Consider the following 19,015-nt stretch of genomic DNA (forward strand, 5'->3'; position numbering starts at 1 on the left):
CGGGGGTTTGGGGGTGTAAAACCCCCAATCCTCGGCCAACAAGAGACGCTAAATGAAACATTTCCTTGATATCCACAAAACCGATGCCGCTGATTTGCGGCATATGATCAACTCGGCGCTGGCGATGAAAACCGCGCGCAACAACCGCCCGAAAGGCACGCCGGATGATGACCAGCCCTTGGCCGGTCGCATGGTGGCGCTGATTTTTGAGAAGCCTTCAACGCGGACTCGTGTGTCGTTCGACGTGGGCGTGCGCCAGATGGGCGGGCAGACCATGGTGCTGTCCGGCAAGGAAATGCAGCTGGGGCATGGCGAGACGATTGCCGATACGGCGCGGGTTTTGTCGCGTTATGTCGATCTGATCATGATCCGCACCTTTGAAGAGGCGACTTTGCTCGAGATGGCCGAACACGCCACGGTGCCGGTGATCAATGGGCTGACCAACCGGACGCATCCCTGTCAGATCATGGCGGATGTGATGACCTATGAAGAGCATCGCGGGCCGATTGCGGGCAAGAAGGTGGTCTGGGCGGGCGACGGCAACAATGTCTGCGGCAGCTTCCTTCATGCGGCGGGGCAGTTTGGTTTTGATTTCACCTTCACCGGGCCGGAAACTTTGGACCCCGAGGGTAATTTCGTCGGCTTTGCGCGCGGCAAGGGCAGCCGGGTGATGATCGAGCGCGATCCGGTCAAGGCGGTGGCGGGGGCGGATCTGGTGGTGACGGACACTTGGGTGTCGATGCACGACCCGGAATCCGCGAAGGAACGCCGTCACAATCAGTTGCGGCCTTATCAGGTCAATGAGGCGTTGATGGCCCATGCCAAGCCCGACGCTTTGTTCATGCATTGCCTGCCTGCGCACCGCAATGATGAGGCGACTTCGGCTGTGATGGACGGGCCGCATTCGGTGATTTTTGATGAGGCCGAGAACCGGCTGCATGCTCAAAAAGCGGTGATGCGCTGGTGTCTGGGGGTTTGAGGGTTTTGGTGTCCACGTGTGGACACTGAGGCGGCCTTATATGAATCAATAGCTTAGACAGCGCGGGTTATGGTTTTGTTAACCTGCGCTGGTCTTGCGGGCGAAGATTGCGCCCCTTGCATCTTCGGGGTTTGTGCGGCCATCTGTCGGCCAGACAACATCGCCTGAAAGGCTGCCCCCATGCAAAACCCGGTTCCGTTCTTCATCCATTCGCTGACCGCTTTGTCGAAGATCCTTGAGAAGGCCGAGGCTTTTGCAGAAGCCAAAAAGCTGAAGCCCGAGGTGATCCCGCAGTTGCGCCTGATCGCGGATATGCTGCCGCTGTGGCGGCAAGTGACGATTGCCTGTGACCATGCCAAAGGCGCGCCTGCGCGGTTGGCAGGGCTGGAGGTGCCGAGTTTCGCCGATACCGAAACCACTCTGGCGGAGTTGAAAGAGCGCATCGCCAAGACGATTGCGTTCATCGCCACCATCCCGGCAGAGGCGTTTGACGGGGCCGAGACGCGCAGCATCAGCGTCAAGGCGGGGCCGCGCGAGTTGACCTTCCCGGCGGTGGAATATTACCACGGCTACGCGGTGCCGAATTTCTATTTCCACATGTCGACAGCTTACAATATCCTGCGGGCCAATGGCGTTGAAGTGGGTAAGACCGACTTTCTGGGAGCATGATGATGTCAACGGCTTTGCTGGTGATCGACGTGCAGATGGATTTTGTCGCGCGGCGTGATCGCGGCATGGTCTGGGGCAACCCTGACGCCGAGACCAGCATCGCCACCCTGCTTGCCGCCTTTCGCGACAAAGGCTTGCCGGTGCTGCATGTGCATCACAATGACCCCAACCCGGAAGACAGCTTTCACGCCGATCAGCCGGGATCGGCGGTGCAGCCGCTGGCGGCTCCGCTGCCCGGTGAGGCGGTGTTTATCAAACACGGCTCGTCGGGATTTATTGGCACCGGGCTGGCGGATCATCTAAGTGCAGAGGGCATCACCGGGTTGGTGATTGTTGGCGGGGCTGCGAATTACTGTGTGGAATCCACCGCGCGGATGGCGGGGAATTTGGGCTATGCCACCACCGTGGTGGGGGATGCCTTGATCAATTTCCGCCAGAAGCTGCGGGATGGCCGCGAGATGGCGGCGGGCGATGTGCTGGCGCTGACGTTGGCCAATCTGGACGGCGAGTTCGCGCAAATTGCATCGGTGAATGAGATTTTAACGCAGGTGGCGAGCTAACGGGCGCTGCGACGGGGTTTTTTGCCCGATTTGTCCCGCGACAAATCGGGCCGCGCCTGCCTGCCCCGGCAGGCGCGTTTTCACGCACCTACCAGACAGGCGCGCCCCGATTTCCAGAAGGACGGTTTATGGCATAACGCCCCTTGCTCAACGGCTTTCAGCCTTATGAGCAACGACCCGGAAAACGCTCCACTGGAGCGTTTTCTGACGGGTCGAAGGCTGCTTGCCGCCTAAAGATGCCTGACCCCATCGGCGGCGGCGGTGCGGTGGGCCAGCGCCGTGACGATCAGCAGCACGACGGCAAGGGCTGCATAGGTGGCACGAAAACCAATGTGGTCAGCGATGAATCCGATGCTGGACGGGGCTACCAGAATGCCTGCATAGCCCACCATCGTCACGGTGGAAATTGCCGCACCTGCGGCCATGCCGGGGTGGTTGCCTGCGGCGGAAAACATGATCGGCACCATGTTTGCCACGCCGAGGCCAGCGAAGGTAAAGCTGGCGATGGCCACGATGTCATTCGGAGCGAACGCGCCGCCCAGCAAGCCTGCGGCAGAGATAAGCCCCGAGATTTGCAGGGTTTTCACCGCACCGAACCGGTTACGCAAACGGTCGCCTGCAAAGCGCATCACCGCCATTGCGCCCGCGAATCCGGCAAAGCCGAGGCCGGAACGGAACAGGTCGGAGCCAAGCTCGCGGCTGAGGTAGATCGCCGCCCAATCCAGCACGGCGCCTTCGGGGACCATGCAGAACAGCGCCATGAAACCTAAGATCCACAGGCTGGCATCGCGTGGGAACAGCGCATGCGGGATGGGCTTTTCGGCGGTGGGGTGTGGGGCGTCGGTGATCAGGTGCGGGCTGGCCAGCAGCACGGTGATCAAAGTGATGCCCGCGACCAGCAGGGCCTGAGTCTCGGCACCCCATAGTGCTATGACATAGCTGCCGCCAAGGCCGCCAACAAAGCCGCCAAGGCTCCAGAATCCGTGGCTGGAGGACATGATGGCGCGGCCCATGCGGCGCTCGACCTCGACGGCATTGGCGTTCATCGCCACATCCATCGAGCCGATCAGCGCGCCCATCAGCGCCATCGCGGGGGTGAGCAGCCAAAGGGTGGGGGCAAACACCACCAGCGGCAGGGTCGGCGCGGTTGCGAGGCCGAAAGCGCGGGCGATGCTGCGCGAGCCAAAGCTCTGGATCAGGCGGCCCGCGAACAGCATGGCCCCGACCGCACCAAGGCCGAGCGCGAGGATCAGCAGACCCAAGGTGGTGTTGCTGATATTGTGGCGGGTCAGCAGCAGCGGGATTTGCGGCGCCCAAGCCCCCATCACAAAGCCATTCGCGGCGAACATTGCCGCCACTGCCCAGCGTCCGGTTTGTATTTGCTGCATCCGCGCCCTCCCGTTAGCGCTGACAGGCTTAGGGTCTGGCGCGGGTAAGGGAAAGGGGGGGAGCCGCACCTTTTGTTTCAACTGTGTCAGGCGGGGGCCGATTTGGTAGGCTGATTTCAGGGCTGTGGATTTTTATCGCCCGGCGTGAAGCGCCATTCGGTGATCTGGGTCAGGGTTTCGCCTTTTGCCAGCGTGATTGGCGGGAAGCCGGGTTTGTTGGGAGCATCGGGCCAGCCTTGCGCCTCAATCGCAAGGCCTTTGTAGTGGTCGTGGCGGCAATCGTAGATCTGGATGCCGGGTTCGGTGGTGGCGACGGTCATTTCGGTACCGGATTGGCCCGTCAGAGTGAGCACATCGCGCAGCGGCTGCTGGGCTTGGCTGAGACAAAAGCAATTATCGAGGTCGGGGGTATTGGGCCCAATGGGCTTGGATTTGCGGAAATCGAACATATCGGTGGTGGGACGAATTTCTCCAGTCGGGATGAATTCGGGCGTGGCGGGGAGGTAGTGATCGGCCTTGATCCGCAGGCTGTGGCCGGTGAAATCGGCAGTGCCGTCAAGGTTCCAGTAGCTGTGATTGGTGGCATTCAGGATGGTGTCGGCGTCGGTTGTGGTGGTGATGGTCAGGCGCAGGCTGGCGGGGGTTGCGATCTGGAACAGCGCGGTGATGCGGCGGGTGCCGGGGAAACCGCCTTCATTGTGGGGCAGGATCAGGGCGAGGAGGCACTCGGTTCCCGTCGCGTGGACAAGGTTCCAGACCTTGAGCTGGGTGCCTGCATCGCCGGAGTGCAGGGTGTGCTGGCCGTTGAAATTGACTTGAAAGTTGAGGGTTTGATCGTGGAGAGCGGCTTGCGCGTTGGTCAGACGGTTGACCACGGGGGCGATGATCGAGCCGTGATAGCGCAGCGGGCCTTCGTAATCGGCGAGGGTTTCGGAGCCTAGGGTGAGATCGTAGGGAATGCCTTTGAGGCGCACCGATTGGATCACAGCGCCCCAGGTCAGAATCGCGACGCTGAGATCGCCTGCGCTGAGGGTGATTTTCTCGACGGTTTCGCCCGCCGCCGTTGTGCCGAAATATGCCATCTGCGCCCCCTGTTTGCGGCGATGAGGACCCATCGCCGCAGGGAGGTCAAGCGGGTTCAGCCGTTCAGGCACGCGCTGAGGGAGTTGGCAATGCCGCGCATCAGATTGTCATAGGCATCCGGGCCAAAATCGAGCGAGGAGCCGACGGGGTCAAGTGGCTGGCCCAGTTTGGTCGCGGTGCCCTGCATCAACTGCGTCAACATCGCGGGATCGTGTTGCACTTCGGGGAAAGCGCAGGTGTAGGCACCGGATTTCAGCTCGGCTTGCAGCTGGGTCAGCTTGGCCGCGCCGGGGGTGGTGGCGTCGCCCAAGGCCAGCGAGCCGTGATGGCCGAGGCCGTAGTGGGCGGCGAAATAGCCATAGGCGGCGTGGAAGGTGACGAAGGGTTTGTCTTTGATTGCAGCGAGTTGGGCGGTGATCTGGGCATCCATCGTGGCAATGCGGGTCTTGGCGTTGGCGGCATTGGCGGCGTAGGTGGCGGCGTTTTCGGGATCCAGCGTGGACAGATCGGCAGCGATCAGATCAACCCAAGTTGCAGCATTGGCGGGGTTCATCCATGCGTGGGGATCGGTGCCGTCATGGCTGTGCGCGTGTTCAGCCTCGTCGGCGTGGCCCGCGTGATCTACATGCTCTGCGTGATCGGCCTCGTCATGATCGTGGTGCTCTTCCTCTTCGGCTTGACCCGCCGGGTAGGCTTGGGTCTGCGTGCCTTTCGCATCCAGCAAAGCCAGCGAGACTGCTTTGCTGTCGGTCATCGCGCGGTCGAGCCAGGGGGTCAGCTCGGGGCCGATCCAGATCACCGTGTCGGCGTCAGCGATGCTTTGCATCTGGCTGGGACGGAGTTGGAAATCATGCTCATCCGCACCTTTTTCCAGCAGCAAAACCGGCGTGCCAAGATCGCCCATCACCTGCGCCACAAGGGCGTGGACGGGGGGGATGTCGGTCACGACATTCGGTACTTCAGCGAGGGCTGCGGTGGGCAGGCTGGCAAGGGCAAGAGATATGATATAACGCATCGGGAGGGCCTTTTGTTTGGCGACGAGGGGCGGTATGATTGTTATAGTATAACATGTCAAGGGGGGCCGCATGGCGCATACTCATTCTGACGCTTGCCCCGGCTGCGAAGCCCCGGATCTGGCTTTCGCGGCGCATGATCACGCGCATTGCAGCGCGGATGCGTTGAGCCGGGCCGAGGCTTTGGTGGCGGAAAAGGGGCTGCGGCTGACGCCGGTGCGCCGCAGGGTTTTGGAGATTCTGCTGGAGGAGCATCGGGCCTTGGGGGCCTATGATGTGCTGACCAGGCTGGCCGCCGAGGGCTTTGGCAATCAGCCGCCTGTGGCCTACCGCGCACTGGATTTCCTTGAGGAACAAGGGCTTGCGCATCGTATCCGCCGCCTGAACGCCTTTACTGCCTGCATGCATCCGGGTGAGGCCCATGCGCCTGCCTTCCTGATCTGTCGCGGCTGCAATGTGGTGGCTGAAGCGCCCGCAGCGCCGGTGATGGCGGCGTTGCAGGTGGCGGCCGGGCAAAGCGGCTTTGTGATTGAACGCTCTACCATTGAGGCGCTTGGCCTGTGCCCAAGCTGTCAGGTGGCGGCATGAGCCTGCTTGCGGCGCAGAATATCACCGTGCGGTTTGGCGGCGAGGCGGTGCTGTCAGACGTGTCTTTGGCGATTGAGCCGGGCGAGATCGTGACGATTCTGGGGCCGAATGGCTCGGGTAAATCAACGCTTCTGCGGGCGTTGCTGGGGATTTTGCCGTTGGCTGCGGGGTCTGTCAGCCGCGCTGTCGGGCTGCGGCTGGGCTATGTGCCGCAGAAACTGAGCATAGATCGGTCAATGCCGATGACGGTGCGGCGGTTTTTGTCGCTGCCGGTGCGGGTGGGTGACGGCGAGGCTACGAAGGCGCTGGCGCGGGTTGGCTTGCCGGGGCTGGAGGCGCGGCAAATGGCGGGGCTGTCGGGCGGGCAGTTTCAGCGGGTGCTTTTGGCGCGGGCGCTGTTGTCTGCGCCGCAACTGCTGATTTTGGACGAGCCGACGCAGGGGTTGGATCAGCCCGGTGAGGCGGGGTTTTATCGGCTGATCGAGGAAGTGCGGCGGGAAACCGGGGCGGCGATCTTGATGGTCAGCCACGATCTGCATGTGGTGATGGCGGCGTCGGATCGGGTGATTTGTCTGAACGGGCATATTTGCTGTCAGGGCTCGCCCGTGGTGGTGTCGAATGCGCCGGAGTATCGGGCGTTGTTTGGGCTGGGATCGCAGGGCGCGCTGGCGCTGTATCAGCACCAGCATGATCACAGCCACGAACCCGATCAGGTTGACGCGCATGGTCGTCTGCCGTCGGACCCGCATCATGGGCACAATCATGCTTGATAACCTGTTGGGGCTTGATGATTTTTTGGTGCGGGCGGCTTTGGCCGGGCTGGGTTTGGCCTTGGCGACCGGGCCTTTGGGGTCTTTCGTGGTCTGGCGGCGGATGGCGTATTTTGGCGATGCCACCAGCCATGCAGCGATATTGGGTGTGGCCTTGGCGCTGGCGCTGCATCTGCCGATTGGGATTGGCACGCTGATTGTGGCGCTGGCGATGGCGACAACGGTGTCGACCTTGGCCGCGCGCGGATGGGCGATGGATACCACTCTGGGGGTGCTGGCGCATTCGGCTTTGGCGTTTGGTCTGGTGGCGATTTCCTATGTGCCGGGGGTGCGGGCGGATTTGTCGAGCTATCTGTTCGGCGATATTCTGGCGGTGTCGAAATCGGATCTCGCCTTCGTCTGGGGCGGGTCTTTGCTGGTGGTGGCATTGCTGGTCTGGCGGTGGCAGGCTTTGCTGACGGCGACGTTGAATGAAGACCTCGCCCATGCCTCGGGGTTGAACCCGGACCGCGAGCGTTTGGTTTTGACGCTGGCGCTGGCGCTGGTGGTGGCGGTGGCGCTGAAGATCGTCGGCGCGCTTTTGATCGCGGCAATGTTGATCATCCCGGCGGCGGCGGCACGGGGCTTGGCGCGGACTCCGGAAGCGATGGCGGCCTATGCGGTGGGATTCGGCGTGCTGGCCTGCTTGGTGGGGCTGCGGCTGTCACTGTGGCAGGACACGCCTGCGGGGCCGTCGATTGTGTCGGCGGCGGCAGTGATTTTCGCGGTGGTCGCGGTGTTTGGACGGATGCGGCGCGGGTAAGGAATTGGCAGATTGGCAAGTTCGGTTTGCGGCACGGCGCCCCTTGCGCAACGGCCTTGGCCTTATGCGCAATGAAGCCGATGAACCTTCCACTAGAAGGTCCATCAGACGGTTTCAAACAGGGATGTTCATGCCGCTTTTTGACACCCATGTCGTTTTTATCCGCCATATGTCGGCTGGCCTTGCCCGTGCGGGGCGGCTTGCGGCACATATGGTGCAAATTCCATTCGGAGAGACTCGATGAAGACTCATGTGAAGGCGCTGGTTGTGGGCGGTGGTGCGGTTGGTAATGGCATTGCCTATCATCTGGCGAAGGCCGGATGGGATACCATGCTGGTGGAGCGGGATGAGCTGACATCTGGGTCGACCTGGCACGCGGCGGGGCTGCTGCCGCTGTTCAACATGGGCTATGCGACGACGCATATTCACAAGTACTCGGTGGATTTCTACAAATCGCTGGAGGCTGAAACCGGGCTGAACGCGGGCTTTGCGGTGGTCGGCAACCTGCGGATGGCGCAGCATCAGGAGCGGATGGATGAGTATATGCTCTATTCATCGGTGGCGGAAACCGCAGGGGTTTACCACGAATTCCTGACGCCCGCGCAGATGAAAGAGCGTTGGCCGCTGCTGCGCACCGATGATCTGGTTGGGGCGCTGTATCACCCGCAGGATGGCTATATTAACCCTGCCGATGTGACCCAAGCGATGGCCAAGGGCGCGCGGCAGCATGGCGTCACGATTGAGCGTAAGGTGCAGGTGGACGGCTATAAGTGGACCGGGTCGGAGTGGATTGTCTCGTGCACCCGGATGGTCGAGCAGGGCGGCAATCTGGTCGCCTCGGATGACAAGTTTGAAATCCGGGCCGAGCATGTGGTGACGGCGACGGGTAACCACGCGCAGCGCACGGCGCGGTTGTTGGGCGTGAAGATCCCGGCGATTCCGGTGGAACATCAGTTCATCGTGACCGAGCCTGATCCGATGTTGGTCGAATACCGCAAGAACAACCCGGAACACCCGGTTCTGCGCGATGCAGATGCGAAATGGTATGTGCGGGAAGAACGTGGCGGCTGGATCTTGGGGCCGTATGAAAAGGGTGCGCCTGCGCGGTTTGAATATTCGGTGCCGGACAGCTTCCGCGCCGATCTGTTCCCGCTGGATCTGGAGCGGATCGAGGCGGAATATATGGCGATGATCCATCGCCTGCCGTCGTCGGAAGTGGTTGGTTTGAAAGACGATTTCAACGGCCCGATCTGCTACACGCCGGATGGCAACCCGCTGGTTGGCCCGGTGCCGGGCTTGCGCAATATGTGGATCGCGGAAGGCTTCTCGTTTGGCATCACGGCGGCTGGCGGCACCGGCTATTACCTCGCGCAGATGATGGTGAATGGTGAGGCTGAGATCGACATGGCCTCGCTCGATCCGCGTCGGTATGGGTCTTGGATCACGACGGAATATGCGGCGCGCAAGAATGAGGAATGCTACGATCACGTCTTCATCCTACATCACCCGGATGAAGAGCGTGAAGCTTGCCGCCCGCTGCGGACTGCGCCGGTTTATGATCGCCAGAAGGCTTTGGGCGCGCAGTTTGGTCAGGTGAATGGCTGGGAGCGGCCGATTTACTACGGGCCGCTGAATGCGCCAGAGGATTTCGACCATAACTCGCGGTCGTTCCGGCGTGGGGCTTGGTGGCAATATGCGGTGGATGAGGCCAAGGCGATCCGTGAAACCGCTGGTCTGATTGATGCGACGGCGTTCACCAAACATGTGGTGAAAGGACCGGGGGCGACCGCTTTTCTCGATTGGTTCACCTGCAATGCTTTGCCGAAAGTGGGCCGGATCAACCTGACCTATGCGCTGACCCCTGCGGGGACGACGCGGACGGAATACACCATCGTGCGCAATGGCGAGAATGATTACTACCTCGTCTCCGCCGGGGCTTGGACGGCTTATGACGCGGATTATCTGCGGAAATGTGCCGAGGATAAAGCGCCGGAGTTCGGCTATATCGAGATCCACGATGTCACCACGCAATGGGGGGTGTTCGCGATTGCGGGGCCGAACGCGCGGAAGATTTTGGCGGAGCTGATCAAGGACGAGAACCCGGAAACTGCGCTGTCGAACAAGCGTTTCCCGTGGTTGTCGGCGCGGCGGATTGAGTTGGGGATGTGCCCGGTGAATGCGATCCGGGTGGCTTATACCGGCGAGTTGGGCTGGGAATTGCACCATCCGATCGAGATGCAGCGCTATCTGTGGGATCAGTTGATCGCCGCCGGGGCCAAGCATGGCATGAAGCTGGTCGGCGCGCGGGCGCAGAACTGGCTGCGGCAGGAGAAATCTTACCGCGCCTTCGGCAACGAGTTGGGCCGTGATGCGACGCCGTTGGAGGCGGCTTTGGATCGGTTTGTCGATCTGAAGAAGGATTTCCAAGGCAAGCAGGCGATGCTGGATGTGGGGATTCGGTCGAAGTGCTGCACGCTGCTGATTGACGGGCCGAGCGATACCGATCCTTGGGGCAAAGAGGCGCTTTTGCTGGATGGGGTGAAGATCGGGCGGTTGACCTCGGGCGGCTATTCGGTGGCGTTCGGCAAGCAGATTGGGATGGGCTATGTGCGGCCTGATCTGGCGGAGGTCGGCACCAAGCTGAAGGTTCGGATGAATCGCGAGTTGTGGGATGCGGTGGTGGTTGAGGATTCTCCGTTTGATCCGAGCAATGCGCGTATTCGGGTGGATGGCTGATTTGTCCGCGCGTGGACGCTGGAACTAATCTTTTGGGAGCAAAGGGTTGGGTTTGGGCGTTTACGGATCGTTAAGGATTGGGGGCGGTGGGAGTGATCCTGCCGCCCTTAGTTTTTATGGCTGACCGCTGGGGGTTTCACACCCCCCAGACCCCCGTGGAATATTTGAGCCAATGTGAAATGGCAGGGCGGCGTGCGGCGCTTAGGCGGCGAAAATTTTAGACAAATTTTAGGAACTGGTAGGCGCGCGTTTAGCGTTGGCTGGCAGCGAGCCAGGCTTGCCAGTCGCGGGCGTTGCCTGCGAAGGCGTTCAGATCGACTTTACCGGCGATGCCGGGAACCTGGCCGGTGCCGCTGTATTGCCAGAACGTCCAGTGCTGACCTGCGTAAAGATCACGCGGGTGGGCTGCGACCGAGCGCAGCCAGAAATCGACGCCCTGAACTTTCCACATCTGGTTGTCTTCAAAGAAGTCGATGGCGGTGTAGAGGATCGGGCGCTGGCCGTAATGCGATTGCAGCGCGCGGATGAAGATCTGCGCCTCGGCACGGATATGGTCCGGGCTGTTGCGGATGCGGCAGGTCGGTGAGGTTGGCGTCCATTCCATATCCAGCACCGGGGGCAAAGCGCCTTGGGTGCGGGGCACGTTATCGATGAACCAGCGGGCTTGCTCGATCGCGGGGCGGCAGTGGTAGTAGAAGTGGTAAGCGCCGCGCGGCACACCGGCGCGGGCGGCAGCTTGCCAGTGTTGGCGGAACAACGGGTCGGCCTGATCGCCGCCTTCGGTCGCCTTGATGAAAGCAAAGCTGACGCCATTGGCTTGTGCGGTTTGCCAATCCACGGCGGGCTGGAATTTTGACACGTCAATGCCGTGGATGCGGTGGTCTTGCGGTGCTGTCGAGCCGAAATCTTGCGGATGCACATCGCCGAAATTGGCGCGGCTGGGGGTCGCGGTGGGTGAGGTGGTGGATTGGTGGGTTTCACGACGCCCACCGCCGCAAGCGGCGAGGCTGAGGATCAGGGCGAGGGCTATGGCGTGGCGCATGCTGGCAAAATGCCAGAGCCGGGGCGTTTTGTCAGCGGGGGAAATTTGCATCTAAGCGGAATCCCCCGCGTGGCTTTATCCGAAGCGGGCGGGGGAGAGGGCGGCGATCAGCGCGGCGCTGGCGCTGGGCGGGGTGCCGGTGATCAGATCGCAGGCCAGTTGGCTGGCGGCAGGGCTGGATTGAAAGCCGTAGCCGCCTTGGCCTGCCAGCCAGAAGAATGTGGGGTCAGCGGCGTCGGGGCCGATCACCAGCACGCGGTCGGGGGAGAAGGTGCGCAGACCGGCCCAGTTTGACAGCAGTTTGGTGACGGGTTCGGTGACGCATTCTTCGTAGCGCGCGAGGCCCTCGGCCAGCACCATATCGTCGGCCCAGGCGTCATGCGGGTCCATCGCGTGTTCTTCGGCGGGCGAGACGATCAAAGCGCCTGCATCGGGTTTGGCATACCAAGTCTCACCACAGCCAAACATCATCGGCCAGTGGGTCACATCATGGCCGCCGGGGGCGGGGATGCGGGCCATCGAGCGGCGATTGGGTTGGAATCCCAAGGGTTTGATGCTTGCCATTTCGGCGGTGTGATCGACCCAAGCGCCCGAGGCGTTGATCAGGATGGCGGCTTCGTGATCGCCGCTGGCGGTGCTGACGCGCCAGCCTTTGGCGGTTTTGGTGATGGCGCTGGCGCGGGCGTTGAGGTGGAATTGTGCGCCGTTTGATTTGGCTGCGCGGGCGAAGTTTTGCAGCAACAGGTCGGTGTCTATGTCCCATGCGTGATCTGCGAGGGCGGTGCGGCTGACGGTGGCCGGGTTCAGGATGGGGACGAGGGCGCGGGCCTGTTCGAACGGCACTTCGGGCAGGTGCATGTCAGCGATGTCGCGCTCGAACGTGGCGTCTTCGCCGGGGCGACCGAGGATCATCAGGCCGCGCGGGGACAGGACATTGGCGCTGGCGCGGAAGAAATCGCCCGAGGCGAGCGAAAGTTCGACCACGGGGGCAAGGCCGTAGCGGGGTTCATAGAGCGCGGCAGAACGACCGGAGGCGTGATGCGCGAGGTTGGATTCGGCCTCGAGCAGGGTGACTTGGCCGTGCCGTGACAGGCGGGCTGCGGCGGAAACGCCTGCAATGCCGCCACCGATGATCAGGAAATCCGCGCTCATATCTGCCCCCGTGTTGTTGCGGGCGATTGGTTGTCAGAGCCAAGCGGAATGCAAGAGGGTGTTGGCAGAATGCGTTGCAGTTTCAGCCATTTTGCGTGGTATCGACGCGGCCTAAGCTTGCGAAGTGAAAGAAGCCGCCCGAGATCAGGCGGCTGCCGTCGAAGATCATGTCTTCCCCCGGTTTGGGTTGGACGCGTGGATCGGCGAGCACGCGGGGCAGGGCTGCGTCGCGGATGGCTTTGCTGGGCCATTCTGTCCATGACAGGATCACCGTCTCACCGGCTTGCGTGGCCGCGGCGGTAGGGAAATCGCGCAGCGTGCTGGCTTGCAGCCGATCCTGCGCGGCTTCGGCGTGGAACTGCGTGCCATCGGTCGTCGCCGGATCAAGGATGCAGTCGGTGATGCGGACAGCACCATATTCGACATAGACCGCCATCATCTGCTGCGAGAAGCGCTTGTAGGCGGCCAGTTTCGCGGTTGCGACGGGGATCAGGTAGCAGTCGAAATAGGGATGGCTCATCGGGTGTGCCCTAGCAATCTGTCAGCCGCGCCTTGCGGCGTCGATTTTGGCGACGTCGATCTTTTGCATCGTCATCATCGCGGCGAAGGCGCGCGCGGCTTCGGCACCGCCTGCGGTCATGGCTTCGGTCAGGGTGCGCGGGGTGATCTGCCAGTTGATGCCCCATTTGTCTTTGCACCAGCCACATTCGCTTTCACGCCCGCCATTGCTGACAATGGCATTCCAGTAACGGTCGGTTTCTTCCTGATCGTCGGTGGCGATCTGCATCGAGAACGCTTCGCTATGTTGGAAGATCGGGCCGCCGTTTAGGCCCATGCAGGGGATGCCGCAGACGGTGAAATCAACCGTCAGCACGTCGCCTTTCTTGCCGGACGGGTAGTCGCCGGGGGCGCGGAAGACGGCGTTGACTTTGGTGTCGGGGAAGACGGAAGCGTAGAAGTTGGCGGCGGCTTCGGCGTCTTTGTCATACCAGATGCAGATGGTGTTTTTGGCGATTTTAGCCATGAGAGCGGCCTTTCCAGTTTGCATTGAATTCAAGGTAGTTTTTCACCGGATCGCGCGCAAAGCAAGCAAAAGGCCCGCGCAGGGGGCGCGGGCCTTCGAGAGTGGCAAGGATCGGCTTAGCAGGCGCTTAGGACGCGCTTTCGACGCCTTTGACGAACCAATCCATCGTGGCGAGTTGTTCCAGCGTCATCACTTCGCCGGCTTTGACTTTCTCGACCCCGTCTTGATCGAAAATCGGGCCGGTGAAGATGTCAAACGTGCCGGCCATGTAGCCTGCCTTGACCTCATCCGCCAAAGCCACGGCCTCGGCGGTGACCGCGGCGTTGTAGGGCGAGATCACCACGGTGCCGTCGATCATGCCATCCCAGGTGTCGGTCGAAGCCCAGGTGCCGTCGACGATGGCTTGGGCACGCAGGATATAGTAGGGGCCCCAGATATCCTCGATCGCGGTGAGGTGGGCGGTGGGGGCGAAGGCCGACATGTCAGCGCCTTGGCCAAAGCCGTAGAGGCCCTTTTGCTCAAGGATTTGCAGCGGTGCCGGGCTATCGGTGTGGGTGGTGACGAAATCGCAGCCGAGGTTCACAAGGGTCTCGGTGGCGGCAGCTTCTTTCGGCGGATCGAACCAGCTGTCGATCATCACGACTTTGACCACAGCGGCGGGGTTCTGGCGCTGGGCGGACAGCGCGAATGCGTTCACGCCAAGCACGACTTCGGGGATCTTGAACGAGCCGAGATAGCCCAAGGTGCCGGATTTCGACATTTTGCCCGCGATGGTGCCAAGGACGGCGCGGCCTTCGTGGAAGCGGCTGTTGTAGGTGGCGACGTTGTCGGCACGTTTGAAGCCAGTGCAGTGTTCGAACTTCACATCGGGGAATTCTTTGGCGACTTCAAGGGTTTGATCCATGTAGCCGAACGAGCAGGTGAAGATCAGCTTGCAGCCCTGCTGGGCCAGATCGCGCATCACCGGGATGGCGGAGGCGTCTTCGGCGACGTTCTCGACATAGACGGTTTCGACTTTATCGCCGAGCGCTGCATCCACCGCCTCGCGGCCTTTGTTATGCGCCCAGGTCCAGCCATAATCGCCGATAGGGCCGAGGAAGACGAAGCCGATTTTCACTTTGTCTGCGGCATGGGCCGTGGTGCCGACCAGTGAAAGCGTGGCAGCAGCGCCTGCGGCTTTCATCAGGCTGCGACGGTTGAGTGTCGTCATTTTATTCTCCTGTTGGGTTTAGGTAGAGGGGAGGAAAGGCTTGCCGAGACAGGCCGGGGCCGAGGCACCGACATTGCCGCGCGATGAGATGATGGTCAGCGCCACGATGGTCATAACGAAGGGCATTGCGGCCCAGAACTGCGATGGCATGAAGGAAAATCCGGCGGCTTTGGCGTAAAGTTCCAGTGCCATCAGGATGCCGAAGAAATACGCGCCGAGCAACAGCCGACCGGTGCGCCATCCGGCAAAGACTACGAGGGCGAGGGCGATCCAGCCGCGACCGGCGGTCATTTTCTCGGCCCACATCGGGGTGATCACCATGCTGAAGTAAGCACCACCGATGCCCGCCATAGCGCCGCCGAAGGCGATGGCGGCGTAGCGCACACCGATCACCGAATAGCCGATGGAATGGGCGGAATGGTCGTTTTCACCGACCGCGCGCAGGATCAGCCCGGCACGGGTGGATTTCAGGAACCATGCGGTCAGTGGCACCATGATCAAAGCGAAATACACCAGCGGCGAATAGCCGAACACCAGTTTCAGGATCGGGTCTTTCGCCAGCACATCGGGGAAGATCGAGCCGAATTGCGGCACGATGCGGCCCGTGAAGGATTGGCCGATCAGCGACGACAGGCCGGTGCCGAAGATCGACAGGGCAAGGCCGGTGGCGACCTGGTTGGAGTTCAGTTGCAGCACCAGCACCGCGAACAGCATTGACGACAACGCGCCGCCAGCGGCAGCCCCCAGCACGCCCAGCCACGGGTTGAAGGTGAAGGCGGTGATGGCAAAGCCTGAAACAGCCCCCATCAGCATCATGCCTTCGACGCCAAGGTTCAGCACGCCGGATTTCTCGGTGATCAACTCGCCCAACCCCGCCAGCAGGATCGGGGTGGTAAGGCCGACGATGGTGACGATGGCGGCGATCAGAAATTCCGGGCTCATGCGCGCGCTCCTGTGGGTTTGACGATGCGGACGCGGTAGCGGATCAGGATATCCGAGGCGAGGATGAAGAACAGCATCATGGCCTGGAAGATGCCTGCGGTGGAATTCGGGATATGCACGGTGGTTTGCGCGACCTGACCGCCAACATAGGTGACGGCCAGCACGAAACCCGCGATCAGGCAGCCGATGGGATGCAGGCGGCCGAGGAAAGCGACGATGATGGCGGTGAAGCCGTAGCCAGAGGCAAAGCCGAGGTTGATGGCTTTCAGGCTGCCGGTGAACTCCAGCGCGCCCGCGAGGCCCGCCATGCCGCCGCCGATCAGCAGCGCGGCCCAGATGGTTTGCTTGGCGTCAAAGCCGCCGTGGCGGGCGGCATGCGGGGCGGAGCCGACAACCCGGACCTGAAAGCCGAACACCGAGCGCGACATGATCAGCCAGAACACGAAGGGCAGGATCAGGGCGATGGCAACGCCCAAGTGAACCGTGGTGCCGGGGAACAGGATGGGCAGGGTCAGACTGTCGGGCAGCGGGGCGGTGCCGGGGAAATTGCGGCCATTGGGGTCTTTCCACGGGCCACCGACAAGGTAGCCAAGCACTTGGAACGAGACATAGGTCAGCATCAGCGAGGTCAGGATTTCGTTGACGTCCCAGCGGGTTTTCAACAGCGCCGGGATGCCAGCCCAAGCCGCACCGCCCAAGATGCCCGCAAGGATCATCAACAGGATGGTAAACGCGCCAGCCTCGGGGCCAGCGGCAAGACCGACACCTGCGGCAGAAAGCGCGCCGATGACATACTGGCCTTCGGCACCGATGTTCCAGATCTGCGCGCGGTTGCCGATGGAAAGACCCAGCGCGATGATGATCAGCGGGGCGGCTTTCACCGCCACGTCCTGCCATTTGTAGCTGGCAAGGATCGGGGTGAGGAAGATGTCGATCACCGCGCGCTCGCCCTCGATGCCGATGGCGTCGAACACGATGACGCCGATCAGCATGGTTAATAGGACCGAGGCGATAGGGGTGGCGATCAGCATGAAGGTGCTGGGGGCGGGGCGTTTTTCCAGCTTAAGATGCATGGGCAAGCTCCGGCGAGATATGGGTTGGCGCGTTGGGATCACCGTGGACGCCGCCCATCAACAGGCCGATCTCCTCGATATTCGCCCCGGCGACGGGCATCGGTTGCGACAGGCGGCCTTCGTTGATCACCGCAAGCGTGTCACAAAGCGACAGCAGTTCATCCAGATCTTGGCTGATCACCACGATGGCCGATCCGGTGGCGGCAAGATCGACCAAGGCCTGATGGATGGCGGCGGCAGCGCCTGCATCAACGCCCCATGTCGGCTGGCTGACCACCAGAACCTGCGGTTTCTGCATGATCTCGCGGCCCATGATGAACTTTTGCAGGTTGCCGCCCGAGAGCGAGTCCGCCATCGCGCCGGGGCCAGTGGCTTTGACCGAGAAGGCGGCAATGACTTCGCCCGCGTAGGTGCGGGCCGCGCGGGCGTTGACCATGCCGCCCGACACCATGCCCATGCGGTCGCGCGCGGTCAGGATGGCGTTGTCGGACAGGCTGAAATCGGGCACGGCGGCGTGGCCGTTGCGTTCTTCTGGCACGCTTGCCATGCCGGCAAGGCGACGTTGCTTGGCGCTGAGGGTGCCGACCTGCGTGGCGTCGACATGGATTGCCGTGGCGCTGATGGCGGGAATTTCGCCGGAGAGGGCAAGCAGCAGCGCGTTCTGGCCATTGCCCGCAACCCCGGCGATGCCGAAGATTTCGCCGGCTTTGACCGAAAAGCTGATGTCTTTCAGAGCGACGCCGAAAGGGCCGTCTTTCGGAACGCTGAGGCCCTGCACGATCAGCTTGGCGCTGCCCAAGGCACGGCCCTCGCCGCGGGTGATGTCTTTCAGACTGCCGCCGATCATTTTTTCGGCCATCGAGCGCGAGGTTTCAACGGCGGGATCACAGGTATCGACCAGCTTGCCGCCGCGCAGGATGGTGGCGGTGTGGCAGAGGGCTTTGATCTCATGCAGTTTGTGGGAGATATACAGGATCGAGCAGCCCTCAGACGCCAGTTGCCGCAGCACGACGAACAGCTGTTCCACCTCTTGCGGGGTCAGCACCGAGGTGGGCTCGTCCATGATCAGCAGGTTGGGGTTTAACAGCAACGCGCGGACGATTTCGATGCGCTGACGCTCGCCAACCGAGAGGGTGGAGACAATGCGGTGGGGCTCCAGCTTTAGCCCGTATTGCTGCATCACGGCGATAATTTTCGCCTCGAGATCGCGGGCGGGGATTTTGGCGTCCATGCCAAGGGCGATGTTTTCCAGCACCGTCATCGCCTCGAACAACGAGAAATGCTGAAACACCATGCCGATGCCAAGTTTGCGGGCGGCTTTGGGGTTTTGAATGGTGATGGGCTGGCCGTTCCAGCGGATCTCGCCCGCGTCGGGCTGCATGATGCCGTAGATCATCTTCACCAGCGTTGACTTGCCCGCGCCGTTTTCGCCCAGCAGCGCATGGATTTCGCCGGGTTGCACCGCAAAGCTGACCTGATCATTGGCAAGCACGCCGGGAAAGCGTTTGGTGATGCCCGAAAGATCGAGGCGGGGGGGGCTTTGCATCGGGCGCTTGGTCCTTAAGGCTGGGGGATGGTGGCGTAGTGGACACTGGCGGGCGGGGCGGTGGCTATGCGGAATGGACTTGAAAGACTTTCAAGTTTTCCGGGGGTAATGGCCGTGGTTTTTCTTGAAAGCGGCATGGTTTCAGGGGTTTCCCAGCAGACGGCAGATGCCCGATTTTTGCGCGGATGGGCTGGGCAAGGTTAGACCGGATGGCGGCAGGCTCGCAAGCATTGGCTCGGGGGATGGGTGAGAATTATGACATGAGCAAGGGTAGGGATATTACCGATATATCAAGGCTGTAGCGGGTATTCTGTGCGGGTGTCGGTCAGGGTGGATGCGCGGAGCTGCTTGATTATCAGGCGCAGGCAGAAGCAGTTGCGGTTTTTTGATGCAGGTTCAGGGTGAAACTTGGCTTGATTGACGGCTGGGAAGGCGCGA

At 61.8% G+C, this 19,015-nt stretch carries 18 protein-coding genes; 7 read left to right on the forward strand and 11 right to left on the reverse strand.

The window, feature by feature from the left end; all coding sequences use genetic code 11:
• The first annotated feature begins 52 nt into the window (after positions 1 to 52).
• From argF to U1A24_RS17255, 3 genes are all read left to right on the forward strand, one after another.
• Complete coding sequence (gene argF, locus U1A24_RS17245; RefSeq protein ID WP_322323222.1) at positions 53 to 979, forward strand: ornithine carbamoyltransferase; 927 nt, start codon at positions 53 to 55, stop codon at positions 977 to 979.
• Positions 980 to 1,159: 180 nt separating this feature from the next.
• Entirely contained in the window at positions 1,160 to 1,648 is a 489-nt protein-coding gene (locus U1A24_RS17250) for a DUF1993 domain-containing protein (protein ID WP_322323223.1), read from the forward strand.
• 2 nt (positions 1,649 to 1,650) lie between these two features.
• Positions 1,651 to 2,208: an isochorismatase family protein gene (locus U1A24_RS17255; protein ID WP_322323224.1), complete on the forward strand. Its 558-nt coding sequence runs from the start codon at positions 1,651 to 1,653 to the stop codon at positions 2,206 to 2,208.
• Between the two features lie 230 nt (positions 2,209 to 2,438).
• Here U1A24_RS17255 and U1A24_RS17260 read toward each other — a convergent pair whose 3' ends face one another.
• The 3 genes from U1A24_RS17260 to U1A24_RS17270 all read right to left on the reverse strand — a co-directional run bounded on the left by U1A24_RS17260 (position 2,439) and on the right by U1A24_RS17270 (position 5,694).
• Entirely contained in the window at positions 2,439 to 3,596 is a 1,158-nt protein-coding gene (locus U1A24_RS17260; RefSeq protein WP_322323225.1) for an MFS transporter, read from the reverse strand.
• Between the two features lie 116 nt (positions 3,597 to 3,712).
• Positions 3,713 to 4,678 carry an aldose epimerase family protein gene (locus U1A24_RS17265; RefSeq protein ID WP_322323226.1) on the reverse strand — a complete coding sequence of 322 codons (966 nt, stop codon included), beginning with the start codon at positions 4,676 to 4,678 and terminating at the stop codon, positions 3,713 to 3,715.
• Positions 4,679 to 4,734: 56 nt separating this feature from the next.
• Complete coding sequence (locus U1A24_RS17270) at positions 4,735 to 5,694, reverse strand: zinc ABC transporter substrate-binding protein (protein WP_322323227.1); 960 nt, start codon at positions 5,692 to 5,694, stop codon at positions 4,735 to 4,737.
• Positions 5,695 to 5,764: 70 nt separating this feature from the next.
• On the opposite strand from U1A24_RS17270, the gene U1A24_RS17275 reads away from it, so the two are divergent.
• The 4 genes from U1A24_RS17275 to U1A24_RS17290 all read left to right on the forward strand — a co-directional run bounded on the left by U1A24_RS17275 (position 5,765) and on the right by U1A24_RS17290 (position 10,588).
• Entirely contained in the window at positions 5,765 to 6,280 is a 516-nt protein-coding gene (locus tag U1A24_RS17275; protein WP_322323228.1) for a Fur family transcriptional regulator, read from the forward strand.
• Positions 6,277 to 7,050 (forward strand): metal ABC transporter ATP-binding protein, encoded by a 774-nt coding sequence (locus U1A24_RS17280; RefSeq protein WP_322323229.1) that lies wholly within the window; start codon positions 6,277 to 6,279, stop codon positions 7,048 to 7,050. The genes U1A24_RS17275 and U1A24_RS17280 overlap by 4 nt, the downstream gene beginning before the upstream one ends.
• Positions 7,043 to 7,852, forward strand: coding sequence for a metal ABC transporter permease (locus U1A24_RS17285; RefSeq protein ID WP_322323230.1), 810 nt, complete (start codon positions 7,043 to 7,045; stop codon positions 7,850 to 7,852). Before U1A24_RS17280 ends, U1A24_RS17285 begins: the two co-directional genes overlap by 8 nt.
• Positions 7,853 to 8,092: 240 nt before the next feature.
• Complete coding sequence (locus U1A24_RS17290; protein ID WP_322323231.1) at positions 8,093 to 10,588, forward strand: FAD-dependent oxidoreductase; 2,496 nt, start codon at positions 8,093 to 8,095, stop codon at positions 10,586 to 10,588.
• Between the two features lie 250 nt (positions 10,589 to 10,838).
• Here the strand turns inward: U1A24_RS17290 and U1A24_RS17295 are convergent, their stop codons facing one another.
• The 8 genes from U1A24_RS17295 to U1A24_RS17330 form a co-directional block, all read right to left on the reverse strand.
• Entirely contained in the window at positions 10,839 to 11,630 is a 792-nt protein-coding gene (locus U1A24_RS17295) for a GH25 family lysozyme (RefSeq protein WP_322323232.1), read from the reverse strand.
• A 75-nt stretch (positions 11,631 to 11,705) separates the two neighbouring features.
• A complete protein-coding gene (locus U1A24_RS17300) occupies positions 11,706 to 12,782 on the reverse strand; it encodes an FAD-dependent oxidoreductase (protein WP_322323233.1) in 1,077 nt (358 codons plus the stop codon).
• Positions 12,783 to 12,864: 82 nt separating this feature from the next.
• Complete coding sequence (locus tag U1A24_RS17305) at positions 12,865 to 13,302, reverse strand: DUF1428 domain-containing protein (protein WP_322323234.1); 438 nt, start codon at positions 13,300 to 13,302, stop codon at positions 12,865 to 12,867.
• Positions 13,303 to 13,323: 21 nt separating this feature from the next.
• A complete protein-coding gene (locus U1A24_RS17310) occupies positions 13,324 to 13,806 on the reverse strand; it encodes a VOC family protein (protein WP_322323235.1) in 483 nt (160 codons plus the stop codon).
• Positions 13,807 to 13,933: 127 nt separating this feature from the next.
• On the reverse strand, positions 13,934 to 15,016 hold the full coding sequence (locus U1A24_RS17315; RefSeq protein ID WP_322323236.1) for a BMP family ABC transporter substrate-binding protein: 1,083 nt from the start codon (positions 15,014 to 15,016) through the stop codon (positions 13,934 to 13,936).
• 18 nt (positions 15,017 to 15,034) lie between these two features.
• Positions 15,035 to 15,958 (reverse strand): ABC transporter permease, encoded by a 924-nt coding sequence (locus U1A24_RS17320; RefSeq protein WP_322323237.1) that lies wholly within the window; start codon positions 15,956 to 15,958, stop codon positions 15,035 to 15,037.
• On the reverse strand, positions 15,955 to 17,031 hold the full coding sequence (locus U1A24_RS17325; RefSeq protein WP_322323238.1) for an ABC transporter permease: 1,077 nt from the start codon (positions 17,029 to 17,031) through the stop codon (positions 15,955 to 15,957). The genes U1A24_RS17320 and U1A24_RS17325 overlap by 4 nt, the downstream gene beginning before the upstream one ends.
• Positions 17,021 to 18,577: an ABC transporter ATP-binding protein gene (locus U1A24_RS17330; RefSeq protein ID WP_322323239.1), complete on the reverse strand. Its 1,557-nt coding sequence runs from the start codon at positions 18,575 to 18,577 to the stop codon at positions 17,021 to 17,023. Before U1A24_RS17330 ends, U1A24_RS17325 begins: the two co-directional genes overlap by 11 nt.
• Between the last annotated feature and the right edge of the window lie 438 nt (positions 18,578 to 19,015).

Source organism: Cypionkella sp., assembly GCF_034376685.1.
GTDB lineage: Bacteria > Pseudomonadota > Alphaproteobacteria > Rhodobacterales > Rhodobacteraceae > Cypionkella.

Excerpts from the sequence above, each read along its gene's own strand:
- argF (WP_322323222.1), top strand. The coding sequence starts at position 53 with ATGAAACATTTCCTTGATATCCACAAAACCGATGCCGCTGATTTGCGG.
- U1A24_RS17250 (WP_322323223.1), top strand. The coding sequence starts at position 1,160 with ATGCAAAACCCGGTTCCGTTCTTCATCCATTCGCTGACCGCTTTGTCG.
- U1A24_RS17255 (WP_322323224.1), top strand. The coding sequence starts at position 1,651 with ATGTCAACGGCTTTGCTGGTGATCGACGTGCAGATGGATTTTGTCGCG.
- U1A24_RS17260 (WP_322323225.1), bottom strand. The coding sequence starts at position 3,596 with ATGCAGCAAATACAAACCGGACGCTGGGCAGTGGCGGCAATGTTCGCC.
- U1A24_RS17265 (WP_322323226.1), bottom strand. The coding sequence starts at position 4,678 with ATGGCATATTTCGGCACAACGGCGGCGGGCGAAACCGTCGAGAAAATC.
- U1A24_RS17270 (WP_322323227.1), bottom strand. The coding sequence starts at position 5,694 with ATGCGTTATATCATATCTCTTGCCCTTGCCAGCCTGCCCACCGCAGCC.
- U1A24_RS17275 (WP_322323228.1), top strand. The coding sequence starts at position 5,765 with ATGGCGCATACTCATTCTGACGCTTGCCCCGGCTGCGAAGCCCCGGAT.
- U1A24_RS17280 (WP_322323229.1), top strand. The coding sequence starts at position 6,277 with ATGAGCCTGCTTGCGGCGCAGAATATCACCGTGCGGTTTGGCGGCGAG.
- U1A24_RS17285 (WP_322323230.1), top strand. The coding sequence starts at position 7,043 with ATGCTTGATAACCTGTTGGGGCTTGATGATTTTTTGGTGCGGGCGGCT.
- U1A24_RS17290 (WP_322323231.1), top strand. The coding sequence starts at position 8,093 with ATGAAGACTCATGTGAAGGCGCTGGTTGTGGGCGGTGGTGCGGTTGGT.
- U1A24_RS17295 (WP_322323232.1), bottom strand. The coding sequence starts at position 11,630 with ATGCGCCACGCCATAGCCCTCGCCCTGATCCTCAGCCTCGCCGCTTGC.
- U1A24_RS17300 (WP_322323233.1), bottom strand. The coding sequence starts at position 12,782 with ATGAGCGCGGATTTCCTGATCATCGGTGGCGGCATTGCAGGCGTTTCC.
- U1A24_RS17305 (WP_322323234.1), bottom strand. The coding sequence starts at position 13,302 with ATGAGCCATCCCTATTTCGACTGCTACCTGATCCCCGTCGCAACCGCG.
- U1A24_RS17310 (WP_322323235.1), bottom strand. The coding sequence starts at position 13,806 with ATGGCTAAAATCGCCAAAAACACCATCTGCATCTGGTATGACAAAGAC.
- U1A24_RS17315 (WP_322323236.1), bottom strand. The coding sequence starts at position 15,016 with ATGACGACACTCAACCGTCGCAGCCTGATGAAAGCCGCAGGCGCTGCT.
- U1A24_RS17320 (WP_322323237.1), bottom strand. The coding sequence starts at position 15,958 with ATGAGCCCGGAATTTCTGATCGCCGCCATCGTCACCATCGTCGGCCTT.
- U1A24_RS17325 (WP_322323238.1), bottom strand. The coding sequence starts at position 17,031 with ATGCATCTTAAGCTGGAAAAACGCCCCGCCCCCAGCACCTTCATGCTG.
- U1A24_RS17330 (WP_322323239.1), bottom strand. The coding sequence starts at position 18,577 with ATGCAAAGCCCCCCCCGCCTCGATCTTTCGGGCATCACCAAACGCTTT.